This window comes from Pseudoblastomonas marina (genome assembly GCF_014641655.1).
GTDB classification, from domain to species: Bacteria; Pseudomonadota; Alphaproteobacteria; order Sphingomonadales; family Sphingomonadaceae; genus Alteriqipengyuania_A; species Alteriqipengyuania_A marina.
Map to the genome: position 1 here is coordinate 181,025 of NZ_BMID01000001.1, position 19,306 is coordinate 200,330.

Sequence of the window (19,306 nt, forward strand, 5' to 3'; positions counted from 1 at the left end):
GTTCTGGTGCGGTTAGCGGTTCGCCAGCCGCCAGCTGGCCTCGACCCGAAGCAGGAAGGCAGGACGTGCGCTTTCGAGGCTCCGGCGCGCGAGCGCGTCGGCCGCACCGGTCATCGCCATTGCCTCGAGTGCGGCTTGCTGCGCCGACATCAACAGGCTCCGCGCGAGTGGCAACGCGCGCTGTTCGCGCACCAGCGGCGCGGCATCGAGCCGATAGAGCAAGGTCCGCAATTCCGCCGGAAACGATTGCGGGGCGCTCGCCAAGAGCGCGCGATTGCGGGCGAAGAGTTCGTCGGCCTCCGCCTCCTTTCCGCGCAGCGAAAGCACGCGCGCGGCCTGCGCGCGGGCGAGCAGCGAATTCACGTGTTCGGGCCCCATTAGCTCGTCGTGCGCGTCGGTTGCGATCCGCAAGACGCCTTCGGCCCGCTCGAGGTCACCGATCTCGATCAACGACTGCCCCCAGGCGAGCGAGCAGGTCGCGACGCCCCAGGTTTCGCCCATCGTCCGGTACATCGCCACGCAGGTGTCGGCATAGAGTGACGCTGCCTCGTCATGGTCGCCGCGCGCGGCGGCGAGCGCGGCTTCGGTGCTCCTGACCGAGATCGCGAACGGGTTCTGCCGCCATTCGCCGTCCGCGATGAAGGCGAGCACCGGGGCTAAATAGGCCTCGGCCTCGTCGAGCCGGCCCAGGCCGAGCATCAGCACAGCAAGGTGGCCGAGCGCGCTCATCTCGATCATCGCGTCGAGCCCGGCAGAGCGCTCGACCACGAGCCGCAGGCGATCCTCCGCCGCCTTCGCCCGACCGATCCGCGCGAGGTAGAGCCCGTAGGTGCGGTGAAGGTGGATCGGGGTCTCGGCGACAGGCCCATGCTTCGCTTCGGCAACCGCGATCGCGCGCTCATATCGCGCGCCGACCTGTTCTGCATCGAGCAGCGCCTCGCCCGAGAGGGCGGCGGACAGGTTGAACGGTTCCTCGCATACCGTCTTGTCGGCCTCGATCCGCTCGCAGCGTTCGGCTTCGGCGTCGATCCGCGCGAGTAGCGCACGCAGCGTAGCGAGGTCGGGGGACTCGCCGGCCTCATCGATCGCGGCATATATCTCGGGCGGCATTTCCCAGCGCGCGACTTGGCCGGGCGTACCCGACGCGAGGGCCAGCGCGGCGAGCATCCCGATCACCGTGCGCCCGGGCCTTTCGCCAATCGCCAGTCTGCTGCGACGGTCGCGAGAAAGGCCGGCTGCGCCTTCTGCATGACCTTGCGCGCCTCGCCATCATATTCGGGGAAGCCGGCCATCGCAGTGAGGAATTCCTCGGTCGACCGGCGCAGCAGCGTGCGGGCTCGCGCCAGCTGCTTCGCATGGCGGAGGTAATGTGCCCCCTCCTCGAAATAGATCGGACCTCGCTGCGAGGCAGGCGTCGTCGGCGGGGCATCGGCCAGCGCGGCCCGGTTGTCGCTGAACAGGGCTTCCGCGCGCTGCTCGTCGCCCTCAATGCTCGCCGCCTTGGCGGCCATGCTGCGCGCATTAAGCGTCCAGAGATTCTTTGCCCCGAGTACGGCGGTGGACCGGGCGAGCGCGACCTCGAAAAGCTTTCGGGCATCCGCGATCGTGCGGTACTCCATCGTCAGGATCCCGATGTCGAGCCAGCAGGTGAGTTCGGCCGTGCTGCCGGTCAGTTCGCGAACGAGAATTGGGCAGGCCTGTTCGTAGAGGCGGTCGGCCGTCGCGAAGTTGCCCGCCCGGTATTCGAGTTGGGCAAGATTGGCCAGGCCGACAACATAATTGAGTCGTTCGCCGGGGCCCGCGGCCAGTGCGAGTTCGTTCGATCGTTCGAGCAGCGCGCGCGCCTCCCTGTATTTTCCCCTGCGCATCAGGAGTGATCCCAGATCGCCCGTCGCCGCGATGAGATGCGGGCTGCGGATGCGCTCGCGGCGTTCGAGGACCAAGCGCTCGAGTGGTTCGGCCAGGTCGTCGCGTCCGATCGACTGGTAGTGCGTTGCCAAATGATCGATCAATTCGATCGTGAACTCGTCGCTGAGTGGGCCGTACAGGCGCTCTGCCAGCACGATCGCCCGCTGGAAGCGCCGCTGGATTTGCGCCGGTGTCTCCAGTGTCCGCGCCGAAAGGGCTGCGGCATAGAAGATCAGGTCCTGGCACGGTTCGAGATCGCGATGACGCGCCGAACACTTGGCAATCTCGCTGTCGACATCGGCGAGCAGCACGGTGAGTTCGGCCAGCATGTAGGTGTCCGACATCACCAGGATCCGCTGCGAGAGCGCGCGGTCGATCGGCCATCGATCCTTCGCCACCGCCGACGTCGGCGCGGAGAGCAACGAGAACAGGAGGAAGAGGCCGCACAGGAGCGTTCGGACGGTCGTCGCACCGCCTCTCTGGAAGGGTCCTCCGGTGCTCCGGATCAGGGCTCTCCGGCCTTGGGGTGGCCGCGCGGCACTTCGAGCCGATGGCGGATCAGCGCGTCGGGCTGGTTGTTGCGGATCCAGTCGAGCATGTGCTCGCGCACCGCGCAACGCAGGTTCCAAAGATCGCCAATGGTCGCCGCGCTGACGGCGATGCGCAATTCGATGCTTTCGGGATAAGCCTCGGTCATCAGCATGGCGGCGGTACGACCGTCCCACAGCTCGTGGCCTTCGACATAGCGCTCGAGCTCCGCGCGGATCGGGTCGACCTCGCTCGCCGGGTCGAGATGCAGGTAAACCGGCCCGGTCAGCATCTCGCTGCCGCGCGACCAGTTCTCGAAGCTCTGGTCGAAGAACTGAGCGGTCGGGACTACGATCAGCCGTTCGTCCCAAGTGCGTACGAGCACGAAGTTCATGCGGATCTCCTCGACCCGCCCGACATGTCCGTCGACCTTGACCATGTCGCCGATCCGGATCGGTTCGGTCAGCACCATCTGGATCCCCGCGATCAGCGATTTGAGCGCGGGCTGCGCGGCGGCGCCGACTGCGAGGGCGGCGAGACCGGCCGAGGCCATCAGCGTGATGCCGATATCGCGCACCCCCGGGATCGACAGCAGCATCAGCCCGACGGTGATGAAGATGATGATTGCCGAGACCAGCCGCGAGATGATCGTCAGCCGGGTCCGGCGGCGGCGTGCCGCAATATCGAAGGCAATGTCGCCCCCGCCGCGCTCCTCGGCCGCATGGATCAGCGCGCGGAACACCGCGAGCACCATCCAGCCTACGATCAGCGGCATCACGAAGCCGGCGATCTTGTCCCACACCGTCTCGAGCATCGGCACTTCGCGCGCGACCAGTACCAGCGCCAGCGCGACCATCGCATAGCGCGATGGACGGGCGATGTTGCGCACCAGCACGTCGTCGCTCTCGCTTTCGCTCTGTTCGACGATCTTGCGCAGTCCCTTGAGGAGGATGCGATGGATGACCAGGGCGAGCAGGACCGCCAGCCCCGCCGCCAGCGCGGCCACGAGCCAGTCCTGGGTCTGGTCGGGCAGGAGCTCGAGCTGTTGGCGGATCGTCTGCATCATGCCCGGGACCTAACGCGCAGGCCCGGCAATGCAACAGTCGGAACCTGTCGCGTCAATGCGCGTCGTCCCAGCTCGGCCCGATGCCGACCTCGATATCGAGCGGAACGTCGAGCGTGACGGCGGGCTCGGCGGCAGAGGACATGACGCGCGCTATGACCTTGCCCGCTTCCTCGGCCTGCGCCTCGGGGCATTCGAACACCAGTTCGTCGTGCACCTGCAACAGCATGCGCGTGTCGTGGAGGCCGGCCTCGCGCAGGGCCGGTACCATCCGCACCATAGCGCGCTTTATGATGTCGGCGCTGGTGCCCTGAATCGGCGCGTTGACCGCGGCGCGCTCGGACCCGGCGCGTTCGTTCGGGTTCTTCGCATTGATCCGCGGGAACCACGTCTTGCGACCGAACAGGGTCTCCGAATAGCCATTCTCGCGCACGCTCTCGAGGGTGCGGACGATGAACTTCTGGATGCCCGGGAAGCGCGCGAAATAGGTGTCGATCAGCGCCTGTGCCTCGTCGGCCTCGATCTTGAGGCGACCTGCCAGGCCCCAGCGCGAGATGCCGTAGAGGATCGCGAAATTGATCGTCTTGGCCTTGGCGCGGTTGTCGCGATCGACGTTGCCGAACATTTCCTCGGCGGTGCGATTGTGGATGTCCTCGCCCGCCCGGAAGGCTTCCTTGAGCGGCGCGACGTCGGCCATGTGCGCGGCGAGCCGCAATTCGATCTGCGAATAGTCGGCGGCGAGGATGACATTGCCCTTTTCAGGCACGAAGGCGCGGCGGATCTGGCGCCCGATCTCGGTGCGGATCGGAATGTTCTGGAGGTTCGGATCGGTCGACGACAGGCGCCCGGTCTGCGCGCCGACGAGGCTGTAGCTCGTGTGCACCCGACCGGTATCGGGATTGATCGCCTCCTGCAGCGCGTCGGTGTAGGTCGATTTGAGCTTGGTCAGCTGGCGCCATTCGAGCACCTTGTCGGCGATGTCCGCACCTTCGTTCGAGAGCCGTTCGAGGATCGTCTGATCGGTCGAATACTGCCCGCTCTTGCCCTTGCGCCCACCCTTGTAGCCGAGCTTGTCGAACAGCACGTCGCCCAGCTGCTTGGGGCTGCCGACGGTGAACTCCCCGCCCGCGAGCCGATGGATTTCCTTTTCGAGCCCGGCGACGGTCTCGGCGAAGCTTTTCGACAGCTCGGCGAGCCGTTCGCGATCGACCCTGATGCCCTCGCGCTCCATGCCCGCGACCACCGGGATCAGCGGGCGATCGACGCGTTCGTAGATCCGCGTGCCGCCTTCCTCTGAGAGGCGTGGCTTGAGCAAGTGGTGGAGGCGCCAAGTCACGTCGGCATCCTCGGCGGCGTATTCGGTCGCCTTGTCGAGCGCGACCTCGCCGAAGGGGATGGCCTTCTTGCCCGTCCCGCAGACCTGCTTGTACGGAATGCATTCGTGGCCGAGATGGCGCTGCGCGAGCTCGTCCATCCCGTGTCCGCCGCCGATCCCTTCGCTCGCGCGCCCGGCGTCGAGATCGAAGCTGATCACCATCGTGTCGTCGAGCGGCGTGACATGGATGTCGTGCCGCGCGAGCACGTTGAGATCGTATTTCCCGTTATGCGCGATCTTGAGGACGGCATCGTCCTCGAGCAGCGGCTTCAACAGCGCGATCGCCTCGTCCATCGGGACTTGCTCGGGTTTTTCGTCGAACATGTCCGAACCGCCATGCGCGAGCGGGATGTAGCACGCCTCGTTGGGCCCGGTCGCGAGACTCACCCCGACCAGGTCGGCGCGCATCGCGTCGAGGCTCGAGGTCTCGGTGTCGAAGGCGACGAGGCGGGCGGATCGCGCGCGCGCGATCCATCGCTCGAGCGCTTCGATCGTCTGGACCGTTTCGAATTTCGACCGGTTGCATGCGGGCAGTTCGGGGAGCGGCTGGCGATCGCCCTCGCTCTCTTCGTTTGCCTGCGCGACCTCGCCCTGCGTCGCGGGCGCGGTTTCGAGCCGTTTGCGTAGCGAAGAAAAGCCGTGCGTCTCGAGGAATTCGCCGAGCGGTTCGGGCGGAATGCCGTCGAGCTTCATCTCGTCGAGCGGCTGGGGGAGGTCGCAATCCTCCTTGAGCGTGACCAGGACGCGGCTCAGCTCGGCCATGTCGCGCCCCTCGAGCAGGCGCTCCTTAAGCTTGGACTTTTTCATTTCGGGTGCCGCGTCGAGCGCCCCGGCGAGCGAGCCGTGCTCGGCGATCAGCTTCGATGCGGTCTTGGGCCCGATCCCGTAGATTCCGGGAATGTTGTCGACGCTGTCGCCCATGAGTGCGAGCACGTCGCCGACCTTTCCGGGCGGGACGCCGAATTTTTCCTCGACCTCCGCGGGGCCGATTCGCGCGTTCTTCATCGTGTCGAGCATGTCGATCGTGCCGCCGTGCTCGTCGCCGACCAACTGCATCAGGTCCTTGTCCGAACTGACGATGGTGACGTTCCAGCCCTGTTTCGCGGCGGCCACGGCATAGCTCGCGATGAGGTCGTCTGCCTCGAGGCCCTGCTCCTCGATGCAGGGCAGCGAAAAGGCCCGCGTGGCATCGCGAATCAACGGGAATTGCGGGCGCAGGTCCTCGGGCGGTTCGGGCCGGTTGGCCTTGTATTCGGCGTAGATCTCGTTGCGGAAGCTCTGCGAATCCTTGTCGAGGATCACCGCGAGATGCGTCGGACCGTCTTCCTTGTCGAGCTGGTCGGCGAGCTTCCACAGCATCGTCGTGTATCCGTAGACCGCGCCCACCGGCGTGCCCTCCGGATTGGTCAGCGGCGGAAGGCGATGATAGGCGCGAAAGATGTAGGACGAGCCGTCCACGAGATAGAGGTGCTGCTGCGCTTGATCACTGTCTGGCATGCGGGCAGTGCTAGCAGCGGTCGCGCGGTTCGTCGCGCGCGAAATGTGGCCTGTCCGCAGCCGCTTTGCGAAGGTTGCGCCCGCTCGCCAGACGCCGCAATTTTGCAAGGCTCCATCCGTATCGGGCGACCGATGTCGCAATTATGACGAAAATAGGGCTTGCGTCGCCACATTCCCGCCACTATTTAAGACCGCGAAGCCGCTGCCCGATCGGCGCGGCCTCCCATTGGGGGCTGACCCTCGATGGAAGTCCACAGACTGCAAGGAATATCATTATGCGTAAGCTCGTTCTCGTCGCCGCCGCCGGCGCCGCTCTCTCGCTCGCCGCTTGCTCGGAGCAGACCGAAGACGCCGCCGCGACCACCGCTGACGAAGCCGCCGAAGACACCGCCGAAAACCTCGACGCGACCGGCGAAGCCATCGAAGCCGGTGCCGAAGAAGTCGCCGCCGAAACCGACGAAGCTGCCGCTGAAGTCGAAGCCGAAGTCGAAGGCGAAACCGAAGCCGAAGCTCAGGCCGACTAAGCTTCGTTTCGATACGAACAGAGAAGGGCGCGCCATTGCGGCGCGCCCTTTTTTGTGTGCGAAATGCCGGTGGGCCGGTTCGATCAGGCGGCGGCGATCGCCTGCGCGATGCGATCCGCCGGTTCGCCGGTCATGGTCTTGGCAATCTCGCCAACGAGGCGTTTTTCCAGTTCGCTGTGATAATGCCTTCGCATCTCGCCCAGGGTCTTGGGATCGGCGATCACGAGCAGGTCCTCGATCTCGTTCCCGATCGCCTTCTGGTTGAGGCATTCGGCTGCGGCCGCGCCGTGCGCGAGTTCGTTGAGGTCGGTCCGGCCCATCCGCTGGCCCGCCTCGTCCTGGTGCTTGACCCCGGCGCTGAAATTGGTCGCGCGGACGTCGATTTCCTCGGCTTGGCCGAGCTTGGGTTCGAGCGGTGCGCCGTCATTGCGCAGCAGCACGAAACGGGTGCCGTCGACCACGGCGACATGGGCGTTCTTGGGTAATCTCATAGGGTACTCCTTCGTATCACTTCACCAACGGGCGAAGCGGCGAAGGGTTCACCGGGTTGTCGCTGAAATCGGTCGCCGTATCAGCCGCCGTAAGCGGCGTGGCTGACCTCCTCGTAGCCGTCGAGCAGTTCGCGCGCGATCTCGGCGATGCGACGCTCGCGGTTCGAACGGCTGCCTTGCCCGGTGACGTAGATCGCCACTGCATAGGTGTGGCCGTCGGGCGCGGTGATGAAGCCGATATCGCTCGAGGTGTTGTTGAGCGAGCCGGTCTTGTGCGCGACCGTGGCGCCGGCGGGCATCAGCGCGGGAATCCGCCGTGTGCCGGTGCGACAGCGTTCCATCGCGCCGAGGATCACGCGGCGATGGACGGGGGTGAGCACGTCGCCATTGTGAAGCATGGCCAGCAGCTTGATCATTGCGCGCGGGGTGGCGGCGTCGCGCCGGTCGACCTTGATCGCCGGATCGTATTCACCGTCGTCGCGCACGAGCGTCGCGATGTCGCGATCGATGCTGAATTCCGAAATCCCGTTGCGGCGCATCCAGGCGTTGACCGCATCGGGGCCGCCGACCACGCGCAGCAGGGCGTCGGTGGCCGGATTGCTCGACCGGGTGATCATCAATTCGATCAGCTCGCTCGCGGGGAGGTACTTGCCCTCGCGGACCGGGGCGACGCGGGTCGAAAAGGCCTTGGAACGCAGCGGCCAGAGCAGCGGGAATTCGCTGGTCAGGCTCCATTTGCCCTGCTCGACCCCTTCGAGGAAGGTCGCCGCGACGGCGATCTTGCTGGTCGAGGCGAGCGGGAAGAACTGGTCGTCGAGCACGCCGAGCGTCTGCCCCGTCGTCAGGTCCATCGCCGCGACGCCGATGCGACCGCGCGAACCGTCCGCGATTGCGGCGATGCGGGCACCCAGATTGCTGTCGAAATCGACCGGTGCGAGCGCTTCGGTGCCGAACACGTCGTCGAAGCGCGTGTCGATCTGCGTCTGTGCTGCCGAAGGCGCCGAAACCAGCGCCGCGAATGCCGCCGCGAGGGCGGTTACCGTCTTACCCCAAGTCATACGAACCGTTTACCACCTTCCGGCTGGCAAATTGCTTAACAAGGCAGCTCGGAAGAACGCGACTGCGACGAGGCGATTCTTTCCTGCGACGAAATGCAAAAAGGCCCGGCGGATCGCTCCGCCGGGCCCCTTCATGTTCGCGATTCGGCGCGGAAGGCTTAGAAGCCGCCCATGCCTCCCATGCCGCCCATATCGGGCATGGAGGGAGCCGAGCCCTTGTCTTCGGGAATGTCGCAGACCGCCGCTTCGGTGGTGATCAGCAAGCCGGCCACCGATGCCGCATCCTGCAGCGCGGTGCGAACGACCTTGGTCGGGTCGATCACGCCAGCCTGAACAAGGTTTTCGTAGGTGTCGGTCGCAGCATTGAAGCCGAGCGTGGCGTCGTTGCCGTCGATCAGCTTGCCCGCGACGACCGCGCCGTCATGGCCGGCGTTCTGGGCGATCTGGCGGACCGGTGCCTGCAGCGCCCGGCGGACGATGTCGATGCCGCGCGTCTGGTCGTCATTTTCACCGGCCAGGCCTTCGAGCGCCGAGGTGGCGTAGAGCAGCGCGGTACCGCCGCCCGGGACGATGCCTTCCTCGACCGCGGCGCGGGTCGCGTGGAGCGCGTCGTCGACGCGGTCCTTGCGTTCCTTCACCTCGACTTCGGTCGCACCGCCGACCTTGATGACGGCGACGCCGCCGGCCAACTTGGCGAGGCGTTCCTGCAGCTTTTCCTTGTCGTAGTCGGACGAGGTCGTCTCGATCTGCGAGCGGATCTGCTCGACGCGGCTCTTGATCTCGTCTTCCGAGCCCGCACCGTCGACGATGGTCGTGTTGTCCTTGTCGATGGTGACGCGCTTGGCTTCACCGAGCATGCCGAGCGTGACGTTCTCGAGCTTGATGCCGAGGTCCTCGCTGATCATCTCGCCCTTGGTCAGGATCGAGATGTCCTGCAGCATCGCCTTGCGACGATCGCCGAAGCCCGGCGCCTTGACCGCCGCGACCTTCAGGCCGCCGCGCAGCTTGTTGACCACGAGGGTGGCCAGCGCTTCGCCTTCGATGTCTTCGGCGATGATCAGCAGCGGACGGCCCGACTGGACCGCGGCTTCGAGCACCGGCAGCATCGACTGGAGGTTCGAGAGCTTCTTCTCGTGGATCAGGATGTACGGGTTTTCGAGTTCGACCGTCATCTTGTCCGGGTTGGTGATGAAGTACGGCGACAGGTAGCCGCGATCGAACTGCATGCCTTCGACGGTTTCGAGCTCGAATTCGAGACCCTTGCTCTCGTCGACGGTGATCACGCCTTCCTTGCCGACCTTTTCCATCGCTTCGGCGATCTTCTCGCCGACTTCGCGGTCGCCATTGGCCGAAATGATGCCGACCTGCGCGATTTCCTCGCTGCCCGAAACGTCCTTCGAGCGGCTCTTGAGGTCTTCGACGACCTTGGAGACGGCGATGTCGATGCCGCGCTTCAGATCCATCGGGTTCATGCCCGCGGCAACCGACTTCATGCCTTCGGTCACGATCGACTGGGCGAGCACGGTGGCGGTGGTGGTGCCGTCACCGGCGGCGTCGTTCGCCTTCGATGCGACTTCCTTGATCATCTGCGCGCCCATGTTCTCGAACTTGTCCTTGAGTTCGATTTCCTTGGCGACGGTAACGCCGTCCTTGGTGATGCGGGGGGCGCCGAAGCTCTTGTCGAGTACGACGTTGCGGCCCTTGGGGCCGAGCGTGACCTTGACGGCGTTGGCGAGCGTATCGACGCCCTTGAGGATGCCTTCGCGCGCGTTGCGCCCGAATTTCACGTCCTTTGCCATGAGATTATCTCCTGGAATTGAATTGGGTTGTTTCGAAAAGCGGTCGGATCGTCAGGAGACGATGCCCATGATGTCGCTTTCCTTCATGATCAGCAGGTCTTCCCCGTCGATCTTGACTTCGGTGCCGCCCCATTTGCCGAACAGGACGCGGTCGCCTTCCTTGACGTCGAGCGGGGTCACCTTGCCGTCTTCGCCCTTGGCCCCCGGACCGACGGCGACGACTTCGCCTTCGCTCGGCTTTTCCTGGGCGCTGTCGGGAATGATGATGCCACCGGCGGTCTTCTCGTCGGCTTCGATGCGACGGACCAGAACGCGGTCATGCAGCGGACGAAATGCCATTGCTTGTACCTCTCGTATGAGTGAATTTCTCTGTTGGCACTTCCAGGCGGAGAGTGCCAGCGAGCCGCATTTGGTAACGCGCGATCGGTGAGTCAACTGGGGTTCATGCAAATTTTTTCGTGCCGTCGGGCGAACGGTGGCGTGGGGTGGCCAGGGCGTGGTCGAGACCCTATTGGGCCGCCGTCACCGTCACTCGAACTCAAAGGGCCGCCGCATGAACCCGACCCCGACCGTCTCCTCAGAAACCGTCGCCGAGATGAGCGTTCCCGAGCAGGCCATGCTGTGGCTCAAGCTCAACATGATCGACATTGCGGGTGCCTTCGCCGTGCTCGTGATCGGCCTGCTTGTGGCGCGCCTGGTGTCGCGCTGGGTCCACCGCGCGCTGACCAACTCGCCGAGGTTCGAGCCGACCGTCGCCAATTTCCTCTCGAACCTCGTCAAATACGCGCTGTGGGCGCTCGTCCTCGTGACCGTGCTGTCGCAATTCGGGGTCGAGACCACCAGCATCCTCGCCGCGCTGGGCGGCATGGCGCTCGCGATCGGGCTGGCGCTGCAGGGCACGCTCAGCAACGTCGCCTCGGGGGTGATGATCCTCGTGCAAAAGCCGTTCAAGGTCGGCGAGGGAATCAGCGCTGGCTCGGTGACCGGCACGGTCCAGCAGATCGGCCTGTTCACCACCGAGGTCAGGCAGTTCGACGGATTGTTCGTGATGGTTCCCAATTCCGAGCTCTGGAACCAGGCGATCGTGAATTTCAATCGCCACCCCACCCGCCGTTTCGAACTGGTCGTGGGGATCGGCTACCAAGACAGCATGACGCAAGCGCGCGAGGAACTCATGGCTCTGGCACGGGCAGACGAGCGCGTGCTCGAGGATCCGGCGCCGGTGACCTTCGTCAATTCGCTCGACGACAGCTCGGTCGGGATCGGGTTGCGCGTGTGGTGCGAGACCCCGAACTATCTCGGCCTGTCCTGGGATCTGACCGAGAAGGCCAAGGCGCGCTTCGACGACGTCGGTATCTCGATCCCGTACCCGCAGCGCGAGGTCACGCAGCGCGCCGCGTAGGACGGGCTAGGCCACGCCGCGCTCGGTCAGCCCCAGCGCATCTCGTCGCGCCCAGCGCCAGGTTAGCAGGACCGCCGCGAACACCAGCCCGGTGGCGAGCCCGATCCACACGCCCACGCCTTCAAGCGCGGTCCCGAGACCGAGTCCTGTGGCCAGCCCAAAGCCCGGGACCCAGTATGAGAAGATCGCGATCCACATCGGCACCCGGGTGTCCTGCAGACCACGCAGCGCGCCCTGTCCGACCGCCTGCACCCCGTCGACCAGCTGGAATGCGGCGGCGACCAGCAGGAATGGCACGGCATAGGCGACCAGCGCGGCGTTTTCGGATGCCCAGGGATCGAGATAGATCGCCAGCAACGGCTCGGGCGCGACAATCATCGCCAGCGCCGTGGTCGACATGAAGGCTGCAGCCATGCCGATCCCGGTCCAGCCCGCGCGGCCCATCCCGGCGGGATTGCGCGCGCCGTAGAAATAGCCGACCCGGATCGTCGCGGCCTGCCCGATCCCGAACGGGATCTGGAAGGCGAGCGCGGCGATCTGCAACGCGATCGTGTGCGCGGCGAGCTGGGTCGCGTCGATACGCCCCATCAGGAACGCCGCCGCGCCGAATATTCCGGCTTCGGCGAGGATCGTGAACATGATCGGCGTGCCGACCGCGACGATTTGCCGCAGCCGCTGCCAGTCGGGCCGCCAGAAGAAGCCGAACACGTGGTAGCGATGGAGCCGCGGATCGAGCCGGATCGCGACGATATAGGCGGCGAGGACGAGCAGCGCGGTGATATTGGTCGCGATCGCCGCCCCCTCGAGCCCGAGTGCGGGCGCGCCCAGATTGCCGAATACGAGGGCGTAGTTGGCGAGCGCGTTGACCCCGATCCCGGCGGCGGTGATCGCTGTTGCGAAGATCGGGCGGCCGAGCGCCGAGACGTAGGCGCGAAGTACCTGCGCCGCGATCATCGGGATCAGCGACCACAAGAGGAGCGCCATATACTCGTCCGCCAAAGCGATGATGCCCTGCTGCTGGCCGGTGACCTGCATCAGCGGGACCAGCAGCGCGCAAACGCCCATGCCGATGATCCCGGTGCCCACGCACAGCCACAGGGCCATGCGGGTCGCGCGCCGCACCGGGCGTAGCGCCGGCGCGCGCGCACCCAGTTCCTCGGCGATGATCGGTGCGCAGGCGGTGGTCAGTCCCATCAGGCCCCACACCACGAGGCCGAACAGCGAGACCGCGAGCGAGGAGGCGGCGAGCGGCTCCTCGCCCAACCGTGCTATGAACACCACGTCGATCGCGTAGGTCAGCATCTGCAGCAGGTTGGCGAGCGCCAGCGGCCAGGCGAGACGGAAGGTCTCGCGCAGCTCGGTGCGCCACGGCTTCGTGCCGGGATCGAGATGCGTGATGTCGTTCATGCAGCCGGCCCGGTTAAGCCAGCACCCAGTCTCAGCAAAGCGTGTTTCCGATGCGCCCAGCAAATCGGCTTCAGCTTGCGGCAAGGCGGCAACACGCACAGTGTGGCGATTCCAACATCGACGGACCATGACCTATGCGATCATTCTGGCTCGCCATCGCGGCGCTCGGCACCTGCACCACCACTCCGGCTTTCGCGCAGGAAGTCTTCGGCGGTGTCTACGCGCACGAAGTCGAAACGCCGTTCACCTTCGCTGTCGACGAGAGCGGCACCGATGTGATGCTCGGCTATCGGTTCGGCGAAGCCGAAGGGCTCTCCTTCCTCGGCAAGCCGCAGCCTTACCTGGTCGCCTCGCTCAATACCGCGGGCGATACCAGTTTTGCGGGCGCGGGGCTGAGCTGGCGGATCGAGGCGGGGCCAGTGTTCGTGCGTCCGGGCATCGGCCTGGTCGTGCATGACGGGCCCGACCTCAAGATCGATCCGGTCACCGGCGAGCATCGCGAGCTCGGCAGCCGGGTCCTGTTCGAACCCGAGATCGCCGTCGGGGTCCAGTTGAGCGAACGCGTCGCCGCCGAGGCGAGCTGGGTTCACATCAGCCATGCCCGCCTGTTCAACTGGGAGCAGAATCCCGGGATCGACATGATGGGTGTACGGCTGTCTTATCGCTTCGACTGATCGGCCGCTTCGATTGACCTAGCGCGGCATGGCGCGGCTGGCTAAGCCCGTTCGCAACAGGCGGAGAGCGGCGGCATGCATGAATCCCATCTGATGCGCGACGGGCTGGTCCTAATCGGATCGGCGCTCTTCTTCGTGCTGCTGTTCCGGCGCCTCGGGCTGGGTGCGACGCTGGGTTATCTCGTCGCGGGTGCGGTCGTCGGGCCGCAGGTGCTCGGACTCGCGGGGAATGCCGACGAGTTCATCGGGTTCGCCGAGATCGGCATCATCCTGCTGCTGTTCATCGTAGGGCTCGAACTGAACCCGGCGCGGTTGTGGCGGTTGCGGCGAGCGATCTTCGGGGTCGGGCTGGCGCAGGTCGTGGTCTGCGGGCTCGCGGTGAGTGCGATCATCTGGTTCGCCACGCCCTATTCCTGGGCCGTAGTCCTCGCGCTCGGCCTGCCGCTCGGGCTGTCCTCGACCGCGCAGGTGCTGCCGATGCTGCAGAGCGGGGGCAAGCTCAACACGCCGTTCGGCGAACGCGCCTTCTCGATCCTGCTGTTCCAGGACCTCTCGATCATCGCGCTGATCACGATCGTCGTAGCCCTGAGCGTCAGCGTCGGCGGGCAGGCCGATACCGGCCCATCGGGCTGGGCGCTGGCCGGGTTGACCGTTGCCGCGAGCCTTGGGCTGGTTGCGGCGGGCCGGTTCCTGGTCCGGCCGCTGTTCAACATGATCGGGGGCTTGCGCGAGCGCGAGATGTTCGTGGTCGCAGGCCTCGCCGTGGTGACCGGTTCCGCCGCGCTGATGGAATGGCTCGGCCTGTCGACCGCATTGGGCGCCTTCATCGCGGGCGTGATGCTCGCCGACACACCTTACCGCCACGAACTCGAAGCCGATATCGAGCCGTTCCGCTCGATCCTGCTCGGGCTATTTTTCCTCGGCGTCGGCATGATGCTCGATCTCGGCGCGATCGCCGAGCGGCCGTTCTTCGTCGCGGGCATGGCGCTGGCGCTGATCGCGGTGAAGACCGCGCTGATCTTCGGCATCGGGCGCTTGATCGGCATGGGCTGGCGCAGCGCGCTCGCGCTCGGCCTGCTGCTGAGCCAGGGTGGTGAATTCGCCTTCGTGCTTTACACCCAGGCGCAGGCGGGGAACCTGATCGACGGCGACATTGCCAGCCTGTTCGGCGCGATCGTGACACTGTCGATGGTCGCGACCCCGTTCCTGATGAGGATCGAACAGTCCTTGCGCCCCTCGGACGACGATCGCACCCGCGAGGAGCCGCACGAAGAGGGCAGCCATGCAATCGTGATCGGTTATGGCCGATTCGGGCAAACGGTCGCGCAGATGCTCATCGGCGCGCAGGTGCGGGTCACGCTGATAGACCGGAAGGTCGACCAGATCGATATAGCCGAGGAGTTCGGCTTCAAGGTCTATTACGGTGACGGAACGCGGATGGACATCCTGCGCCAGGCGGGCGGGGCCAATACCAAGCTCATCGCCTTCTGCATGGATGGCGAAAAGGTGACCCCGGAACTCGTGGCGAGCGTGCGAGAGGCCTTTCCCCAGGCGCAATTGATGGTTCGCGCCTTCGACCGCCGCACCGTCATGACGCTGGGCAAGAGCGACGTCGACTACATGGTCCGCGAGCTGTTCGAATCCGCCATTGCGATGGGGCGCGAGGCGCTCGACTTCCTCGGGATGGAGCCCGAATTCGTCGACGAGCTCGAAGAGAGCTACCGGGACCGGGACCGCGACCGGCTCGAAGCGCAGACCGCAAGCGGCGACCTGCGTGCGAAGAAGGACACGATCATGTCCCAACGCGACGCCCGTCGCGACTAAAGCGCGGGGGCCCGCGCGGCGTGGGCAGCCTTAAACATCCGTCTCGGACCCGATCCGGCTTCTTTCGAATCGGCCGCGAGGCGATGTCCTTGGGTACTTCACGAACGCAAGGAGGCCGTGATGACCGAAGAGATGCTGCAATCGCCGGAGGAGCAACTGCGCCGTTTCGTCGAGACGGTGGGGGGCGGGATCGTCGAATCCACGTTCTACGCAAAGACCACTTCTGGGCCGTCAAAGCTGTACAATGTGCGAGGCAGCACGCCCGATCCCTATCCGCAAAAGCCGACCAAGGTGACCGGCTGGAAAAGCCTGCTGCTGAGCCAAGGCATCGGCGCGCCTTGCTATGCCAGCGCCCCGCTGCCTGCTCCGGGCAAGGGCAAGTCGCATCCGGGCTTCGACGTGGGCGGGCACATGACTACGGCTGCGGACGGTTCGGTCGCGACAGGGGGCAGTTGCTATCTGGTACCGCTGTGTTCGTGGCACAACGGACGGTACAACACGGCCCAGTTCACCATGCGCAGCACGACTATGCTGGTGCTGTCCGGATACATGCAGGCCGATACCAGCGCGACCTTCCTCGCCCGGCTCGGCGGCTTGGCGGAACATGCCGTCGTCTACGTGTCGGACGACGGCCCGGCCTACGAATATCTGGCCGAATCCCCGCTTGAGGCGGACCATGCGCCGCTGTTGCACGGCTGCAAAAGCGAGGGGCTGCCTGCCCACCATGTCGTGTTCCGGCGGGAAGAGTTCGAAGGACGCATGGTATACCGCATTGCACACGCCGCCACAGGCTAGGCACGCGCGGCATCGGCAAGCAAAAAGGGCGGCGCCTCGCGGCACCGCCCTTTCATTATCTCGCAAGCGAGAAAGAAGCTTACTTGAGCTCGACGGTACCGCCGGCAGCTTCGATCTTGCCCTTGATTTCTTCGGCTTCGGCCTTGTTGACGCCTTCCTTGAGCGGCTTCGGCGCGCCTTCGACGAGCGCCTTGGCTTCGCCCAGGCCGAGACCCGTGATGCCACGGACTTCCTTGATGACCTGGATCTTCTTGCCACCGTCGCCGGTGAGGATCACGTCGAATTCGTCCTTTTCTTCCGCGGCCGGGGCGTCGCCACCGGCAGCCGGACCGGCAACCGCGACGGCGGCTGCGGCGCTCACGCCCCACTCTTCTTCGAGCGCAGTCGCCAGTTCGGCGGCTTCGAGGACGGTCAGTTTCGAAAGTTCTTCAACAAGCTTGGCGATGTCAGCCATGATATTTCACTCCGATAGATTGCTTGGCACCGGCGGCGATCTGCGCGCCGGCGATAATGTCGCTGCGAAAACGTCTTATGCCGCTTCCTTGGCGCCATAGGCACCGAAGACGCGAGCGAGCTTGTTTGCCGGGGCGTTGACGACCTGCGCGATCTTCGTCGCGGGGGCGTTGACCAGGCCAACGAGCTTGCCACGCAGTTCGTCGAGGCTCGGCATCGAGGCGAGAGACCTCACACCGGCTTCGTCGAGAAGCTGCGAGCCCATCGAGCCGCCGACCACTTCGAGGCGGTCGTTGCTCTTGGCGAACTCCACCACGGCCTTGGCCGCGGCGACCGGGTCTTCGCTGTATGCGAGGGCGGTCGGACCGGTCAGGTATTCGTCGATACCTGCATAGTCGGTGTCCTTGAGGGCGATCTTGGCAAGACGGTTCTTCGCAACCTTGTAGGTCGCGCCGGCTTCCCGCATCTTCGCGCGCAGGTCGGTGGATTCCGCCACCGTCAGGCCGAGGTTGCGGGTGACGACCACCACGCCCGCCTCGTTGAAGACTTGGTTCAGCTGAGCGACCGCATCGGTTTTCTGCGAACGATCCATGCTTACTCCTTCACAAATGGCCGCGAGGGGCGAACCCTTGCGCGACCGGCTCAAAAGTTCCGCGCACGCCGAGGCGCCCGCGGGACGAGTCCGTTTGTCGAAGGGAAGGAGGCGGTGCCGGGCACCGGTAGCAGCGACGCATGCAATTGCGGGCTGCGATAATCTCGTTTCCCATCTCGGCTGCAGATTAAGCGGATGAATCCGCGGCAGCTGTCTCGGACGGATGAATGCCGGACACAAAAAGGCCCGCCATTCGGTGGCGGGCCTCTAAGGATTTCTCGCCGCCTGTCAAGCGCGACGATGGTTCGTGGGGGCGATCAGCCCGGCGCGTTGGTCGGCACGGCTTCCGGCGTTTCGGCCGTTTCCGGCGTGTCGGTGGCCGTTTCGTCCGCGGTTTCCGAAGTCATCGGGTCGGCGGCGACGGGGTCGCTCGACACGGTGTCGACCGGAGCGGCTTCGATTGCAGCCGCGGTTTCCTCGACCGCCGGCTCTTCGGCTGCTTCGTTGCAGGCCGCGAGCGCGAAGGGGAGGAGGGCGATAAGGGCAATCTTCTTCATGATAGTCTTTTTCCTGTGCCACAATTGGCCGCCACATTATCGCCTTATTCCTGATTCGCGCCAAGCGGATTTTGCATCCGTTCGGCGCAAATCGCCGGTCGCAAACCGTCAGCCTTCGTATCCCAGCAGGTCGCCCGGCTGGCATTCGAGTTCGCGGCAGATTGCGGCGAGGGTCGAGAAGCGGATCGCCTTGGCCTTGCCGGTCTTGAGGATCGACAGGTTGGCGAGGGTCAGGCCCACGCGATCGGCGAGTTCGGTCAGTGTCATGCGGCGCGCGTGGAGCAGGTCGTCGAGCTTGACCGTGATCGTTCCTTCGGTGTCGTCTGCAGGCATCATACGGTCCCTTCGAGGTCTTCGCGCATCGCGGCGCCGTGGCGAAACACGCGGGCGAGGATGAAGAGCGTGATCGCCAGCACGATCCCGCCGAGGTCGATATCGGTGTCGAAGGTCGCATTGGTCTCCTCGAACGCGTCCTGCACCCGGACGATGAAGGGAACGACGGCAATCGAGAGCAACTGGGTTGCGACCATCATCCAGCCCATCGCGGTCAGGCGGTCGGCGTTGACGGGGACGAACGGATCGCCCTCGCCGACGGTATCGACAATCGCGCGGAGCTTGCCGAGGAACAGGAAGGCCAGCACCACGACCGCCAGCGCGATGGCGAGGACGGGCAACAAGTCCCAGACGGGGAAGGTCGCGGCGGCGTTCCCGGTTTCCTCACGGATTTCGGCGAGGATGAAATCGCGACCGAAGATCACGACGGGGATGACGAGGGTCACGATGATCGCGGCGAGGCCGAGGATCGCTTGGAAAACCAGGATAACGATGCGCGCGCTCGCGAGCAGGGGGTCGTTGGGTCGGATGGGCATGGAATTTCCTCTGGTCTTTGCGGCTGCGATTCGGTCAGGCGAGGATCGGTGCCGCGGCGATCGCCCCGGCCGCGGTATCGGCGGGCACGGTCACCACGGGAATCGCGGTCCCGAGGACTATGAAGAGAGCCGCGATGGCGGCGGCGAAACGGTTGGCGGTATGGGTCATTTATCGATCTCCAGTTCAGGTGATATCGATATTCAATAATTCGAGCCCCACTTATTGTCAATCGATAATATCGAAAAACGATATGTTGCCTATCGTAATGCGATAAGTGCGGTTTCTGACGTCGCCAGTGTCCCTTCCTTGCTTGACCCGCAGGGGCGCAGATCCTACATGCTTCCCGACCGCTCGCTTCGAGCAAGACCGATTCATGCGCGGGAATCGTGTCAGGGATGGAAGCGGGCTTTCCATATCGCGACGCTTGTAAGCTGCAGCTGGCCACCGGGATCGGTGCGGCCTTCGCTGCGGCCTTTTCGCGTCCCGGTA

General features: G+C 65.2%; 20 protein-coding genes. 5 read left to right on the forward strand and 15 right to left on the reverse strand.

The annotated features are described in order from the left end of the window. Nucleotides 1-12: 12 nt before the first annotated feature. From IEW49_RS00875 to polA, 4 genes are all read right to left on the reverse strand, one after another. Nucleotides 13-1,176 carry a tetratricopeptide repeat protein gene (locus tag IEW49_RS00875; protein ID WP_188640909.1) on the reverse strand — a complete coding sequence of 388 codons (1,164 nt, stop codon included), beginning with the start codon at nt 1,174-1,176 and terminating at the stop codon, nt 13-15. Beyond that, nucleotides 1,173-2,306, reverse strand: a complete 1,134-nt coding sequence (locus IEW49_RS00880) for a tetratricopeptide repeat protein (RefSeq protein WP_188640910.1) — start codon at nt 2,304-2,306, stop codon at nt 1,173-1,175. Before IEW49_RS00880 ends, IEW49_RS00875 begins: the two co-directional genes overlap by 4 nt. Nucleotides 2,307-2,413: 107 nt before the next feature. Next, nucleotides 2,414-3,502, reverse strand: a complete 1,089-nt coding sequence (locus tag IEW49_RS00885; protein ID WP_229658023.1) for a mechanosensitive ion channel family protein — start codon at nt 3,500-3,502, stop codon at nt 2,414-2,416. A gap of 52 nt (nt 3,503-3,554) precedes the next feature. Next, complete coding sequence (gene polA, locus IEW49_RS00890) at nt 3,555-6,371, reverse strand: DNA polymerase I (RefSeq protein WP_188640911.1); 2,817 nt, start codon at nt 6,369-6,371, stop codon at nt 3,555-3,557. Between the two features lie 275 nt (nt 6,372-6,646). Here polA and IEW49_RS00895 point away from each other — a divergent pair, with 275 nt between their 5' ends. Beyond that, the gene (locus tag IEW49_RS00895) at nt 6,647-6,895 is read left to right on the forward strand and encodes a hypothetical protein (RefSeq protein WP_188640912.1); all 249 of its coding nucleotides are present in this window, start codon (nt 6,647-6,649) and stop codon (nt 6,893-6,895) included. An 83-nt stretch (nt 6,896-6,978) separates the two neighbouring features. On the opposite strand, the gene IEW49_RS00900 is transcribed toward IEW49_RS00895, so the two are convergent. From IEW49_RS00900 to groES, 4 genes are all read right to left on the reverse strand, one after another. Continuing rightward, the gene (locus IEW49_RS00900) at nt 6,979-7,386 is read right to left on the reverse strand and encodes a baeRF12 domain-containing protein (RefSeq protein ID WP_188640913.1); all 408 of its coding nucleotides are present in this window, start codon (nt 7,384-7,386) and stop codon (nt 6,979-6,981) included. A gap of 80 nt (nt 7,387-7,466) precedes the next feature. Further along, nucleotides 7,467-8,444: a serine hydrolase gene (locus tag IEW49_RS00905; RefSeq protein ID WP_188640914.1), complete on the reverse strand. Its 978-nt coding sequence runs from the start codon at nt 8,442-8,444 to the stop codon at nt 7,467-7,469. 158 nt (nt 8,445-8,602) lie between these two features. Then, the gene (groL, locus tag IEW49_RS00910; RefSeq protein ID WP_188640915.1) at nt 8,603-10,243 is read right to left on the reverse strand and encodes a chaperonin GroEL; all 1,641 of its coding nucleotides are present in this window, start codon (nt 10,241-10,243) and stop codon (nt 8,603-8,605) included. Between the two features lie 51 nt (nt 10,244-10,294). Further along, nucleotides 10,295-10,582 carry a co-chaperone GroES gene (groES, locus tag IEW49_RS00915; RefSeq protein WP_188640916.1) on the reverse strand — a complete coding sequence of 96 codons (288 nt, stop codon included), beginning with the start codon at nt 10,580-10,582 and terminating at the stop codon, nt 10,295-10,297. A gap of 214 nt (nt 10,583-10,796) precedes the next feature. On the opposite strand from groES, the gene IEW49_RS00920 reads away from it, so the two are divergent. Further along, nucleotides 10,797-11,645, forward strand: a complete 849-nt coding sequence (locus IEW49_RS00920; RefSeq protein WP_188640917.1) for a mechanosensitive ion channel family protein — start codon at nt 10,797-10,799, stop codon at nt 11,643-11,645. Between the two features lie 6 nt (nt 11,646-11,651). On the opposite strand, the gene IEW49_RS00925 is transcribed toward IEW49_RS00920, so the two are convergent. Further along, nucleotides 11,652-13,052: an MATE family efflux transporter gene (locus tag IEW49_RS00925; protein WP_188640918.1), complete on the reverse strand. Its 1,401-nt coding sequence runs from the start codon at nt 13,050-13,052 to the stop codon at nt 11,652-11,654. Between the two features lie 134 nt (nt 13,053-13,186). Between IEW49_RS00925 and IEW49_RS00930 the strand changes: the two genes are divergently transcribed. From IEW49_RS00930 to IEW49_RS00940, 3 genes are all read left to right on the forward strand, one after another. Further along, a complete protein-coding gene (locus IEW49_RS00930) occupies nt 13,187-13,726 on the forward strand; it encodes an acyloxyacyl hydrolase (protein WP_188640919.1) in 540 nt (179 codons plus the stop codon). Nucleotides 13,727-13,801: 75 nt separating this feature from the next. After that, a complete protein-coding gene (locus tag IEW49_RS00935) occupies nt 13,802-15,550 on the forward strand; it encodes a cation:proton antiporter domain-containing protein (protein ID WP_188640920.1) in 1,749 nt (582 codons plus the stop codon). A 120-nt stretch (nt 15,551-15,670) separates the two neighbouring features. Next, nucleotides 15,671-16,345 carry a hypothetical protein gene (locus IEW49_RS00940; RefSeq protein ID WP_188640921.1) on the forward strand — a complete coding sequence of 225 codons (675 nt, stop codon included), beginning with the start codon at nt 15,671-15,673 and terminating at the stop codon, nt 16,343-16,345. A 79-nt stretch (nt 16,346-16,424) separates the two neighbouring features. Here the strand turns inward: IEW49_RS00940 and rplL are convergent, their stop codons facing one another. The 6 genes from rplL to IEW49_RS13200 form a co-directional block, all read right to left on the reverse strand. After that, nucleotides 16,425-16,799, reverse strand: coding sequence for a 50S ribosomal protein L7/L12 (gene rplL / locus IEW49_RS00945; protein WP_188640922.1), 375 nt, complete (start codon nt 16,797-16,799; stop codon nt 16,425-16,427). A gap of 75 nt (nt 16,800-16,874) precedes the next feature. Then, on the reverse strand, nt 16,875-17,390 hold the full coding sequence (gene rplJ / locus IEW49_RS00950; RefSeq protein ID WP_188640923.1) for a 50S ribosomal protein L10: 516 nt from the start codon (nt 17,388-17,390) through the stop codon (nt 16,875-16,877). A 317-nt stretch (nt 17,391-17,707) separates the two neighbouring features. Beyond that, entirely contained in the window at nt 17,708-17,947 is a 240-nt protein-coding gene (locus IEW49_RS00955) for a hypothetical protein (RefSeq protein ID WP_188640924.1), read from the reverse strand. 108 nt (nt 17,948-18,055) lie between these two features. Further along, the gene (locus IEW49_RS00960) at nt 18,056-18,280 is read right to left on the reverse strand and encodes a helix-turn-helix domain-containing protein (RefSeq protein WP_188640925.1); all 225 of its coding nucleotides are present in this window, start codon (nt 18,278-18,280) and stop codon (nt 18,056-18,058) included. Next, on the reverse strand, nt 18,280-18,816 hold the full coding sequence (locus IEW49_RS00965; protein WP_188640926.1) for a DUF2975 domain-containing protein: 537 nt from the start codon (nt 18,814-18,816) through the stop codon (nt 18,280-18,282). Before IEW49_RS00965 ends, IEW49_RS00960 begins: the two co-directional genes overlap by 1 nt. A 34-nt stretch (nt 18,817-18,850) precedes the next feature. Further along, the gene (locus tag IEW49_RS13200) at nt 18,851-18,985 is read right to left on the reverse strand and encodes a hypothetical protein (protein WP_268235609.1); all 135 of its coding nucleotides are present in this window, start codon (nt 18,983-18,985) and stop codon (nt 18,851-18,853) included. Between the last annotated feature and the right edge of the window lie 321 nt (nt 18,986-19,306).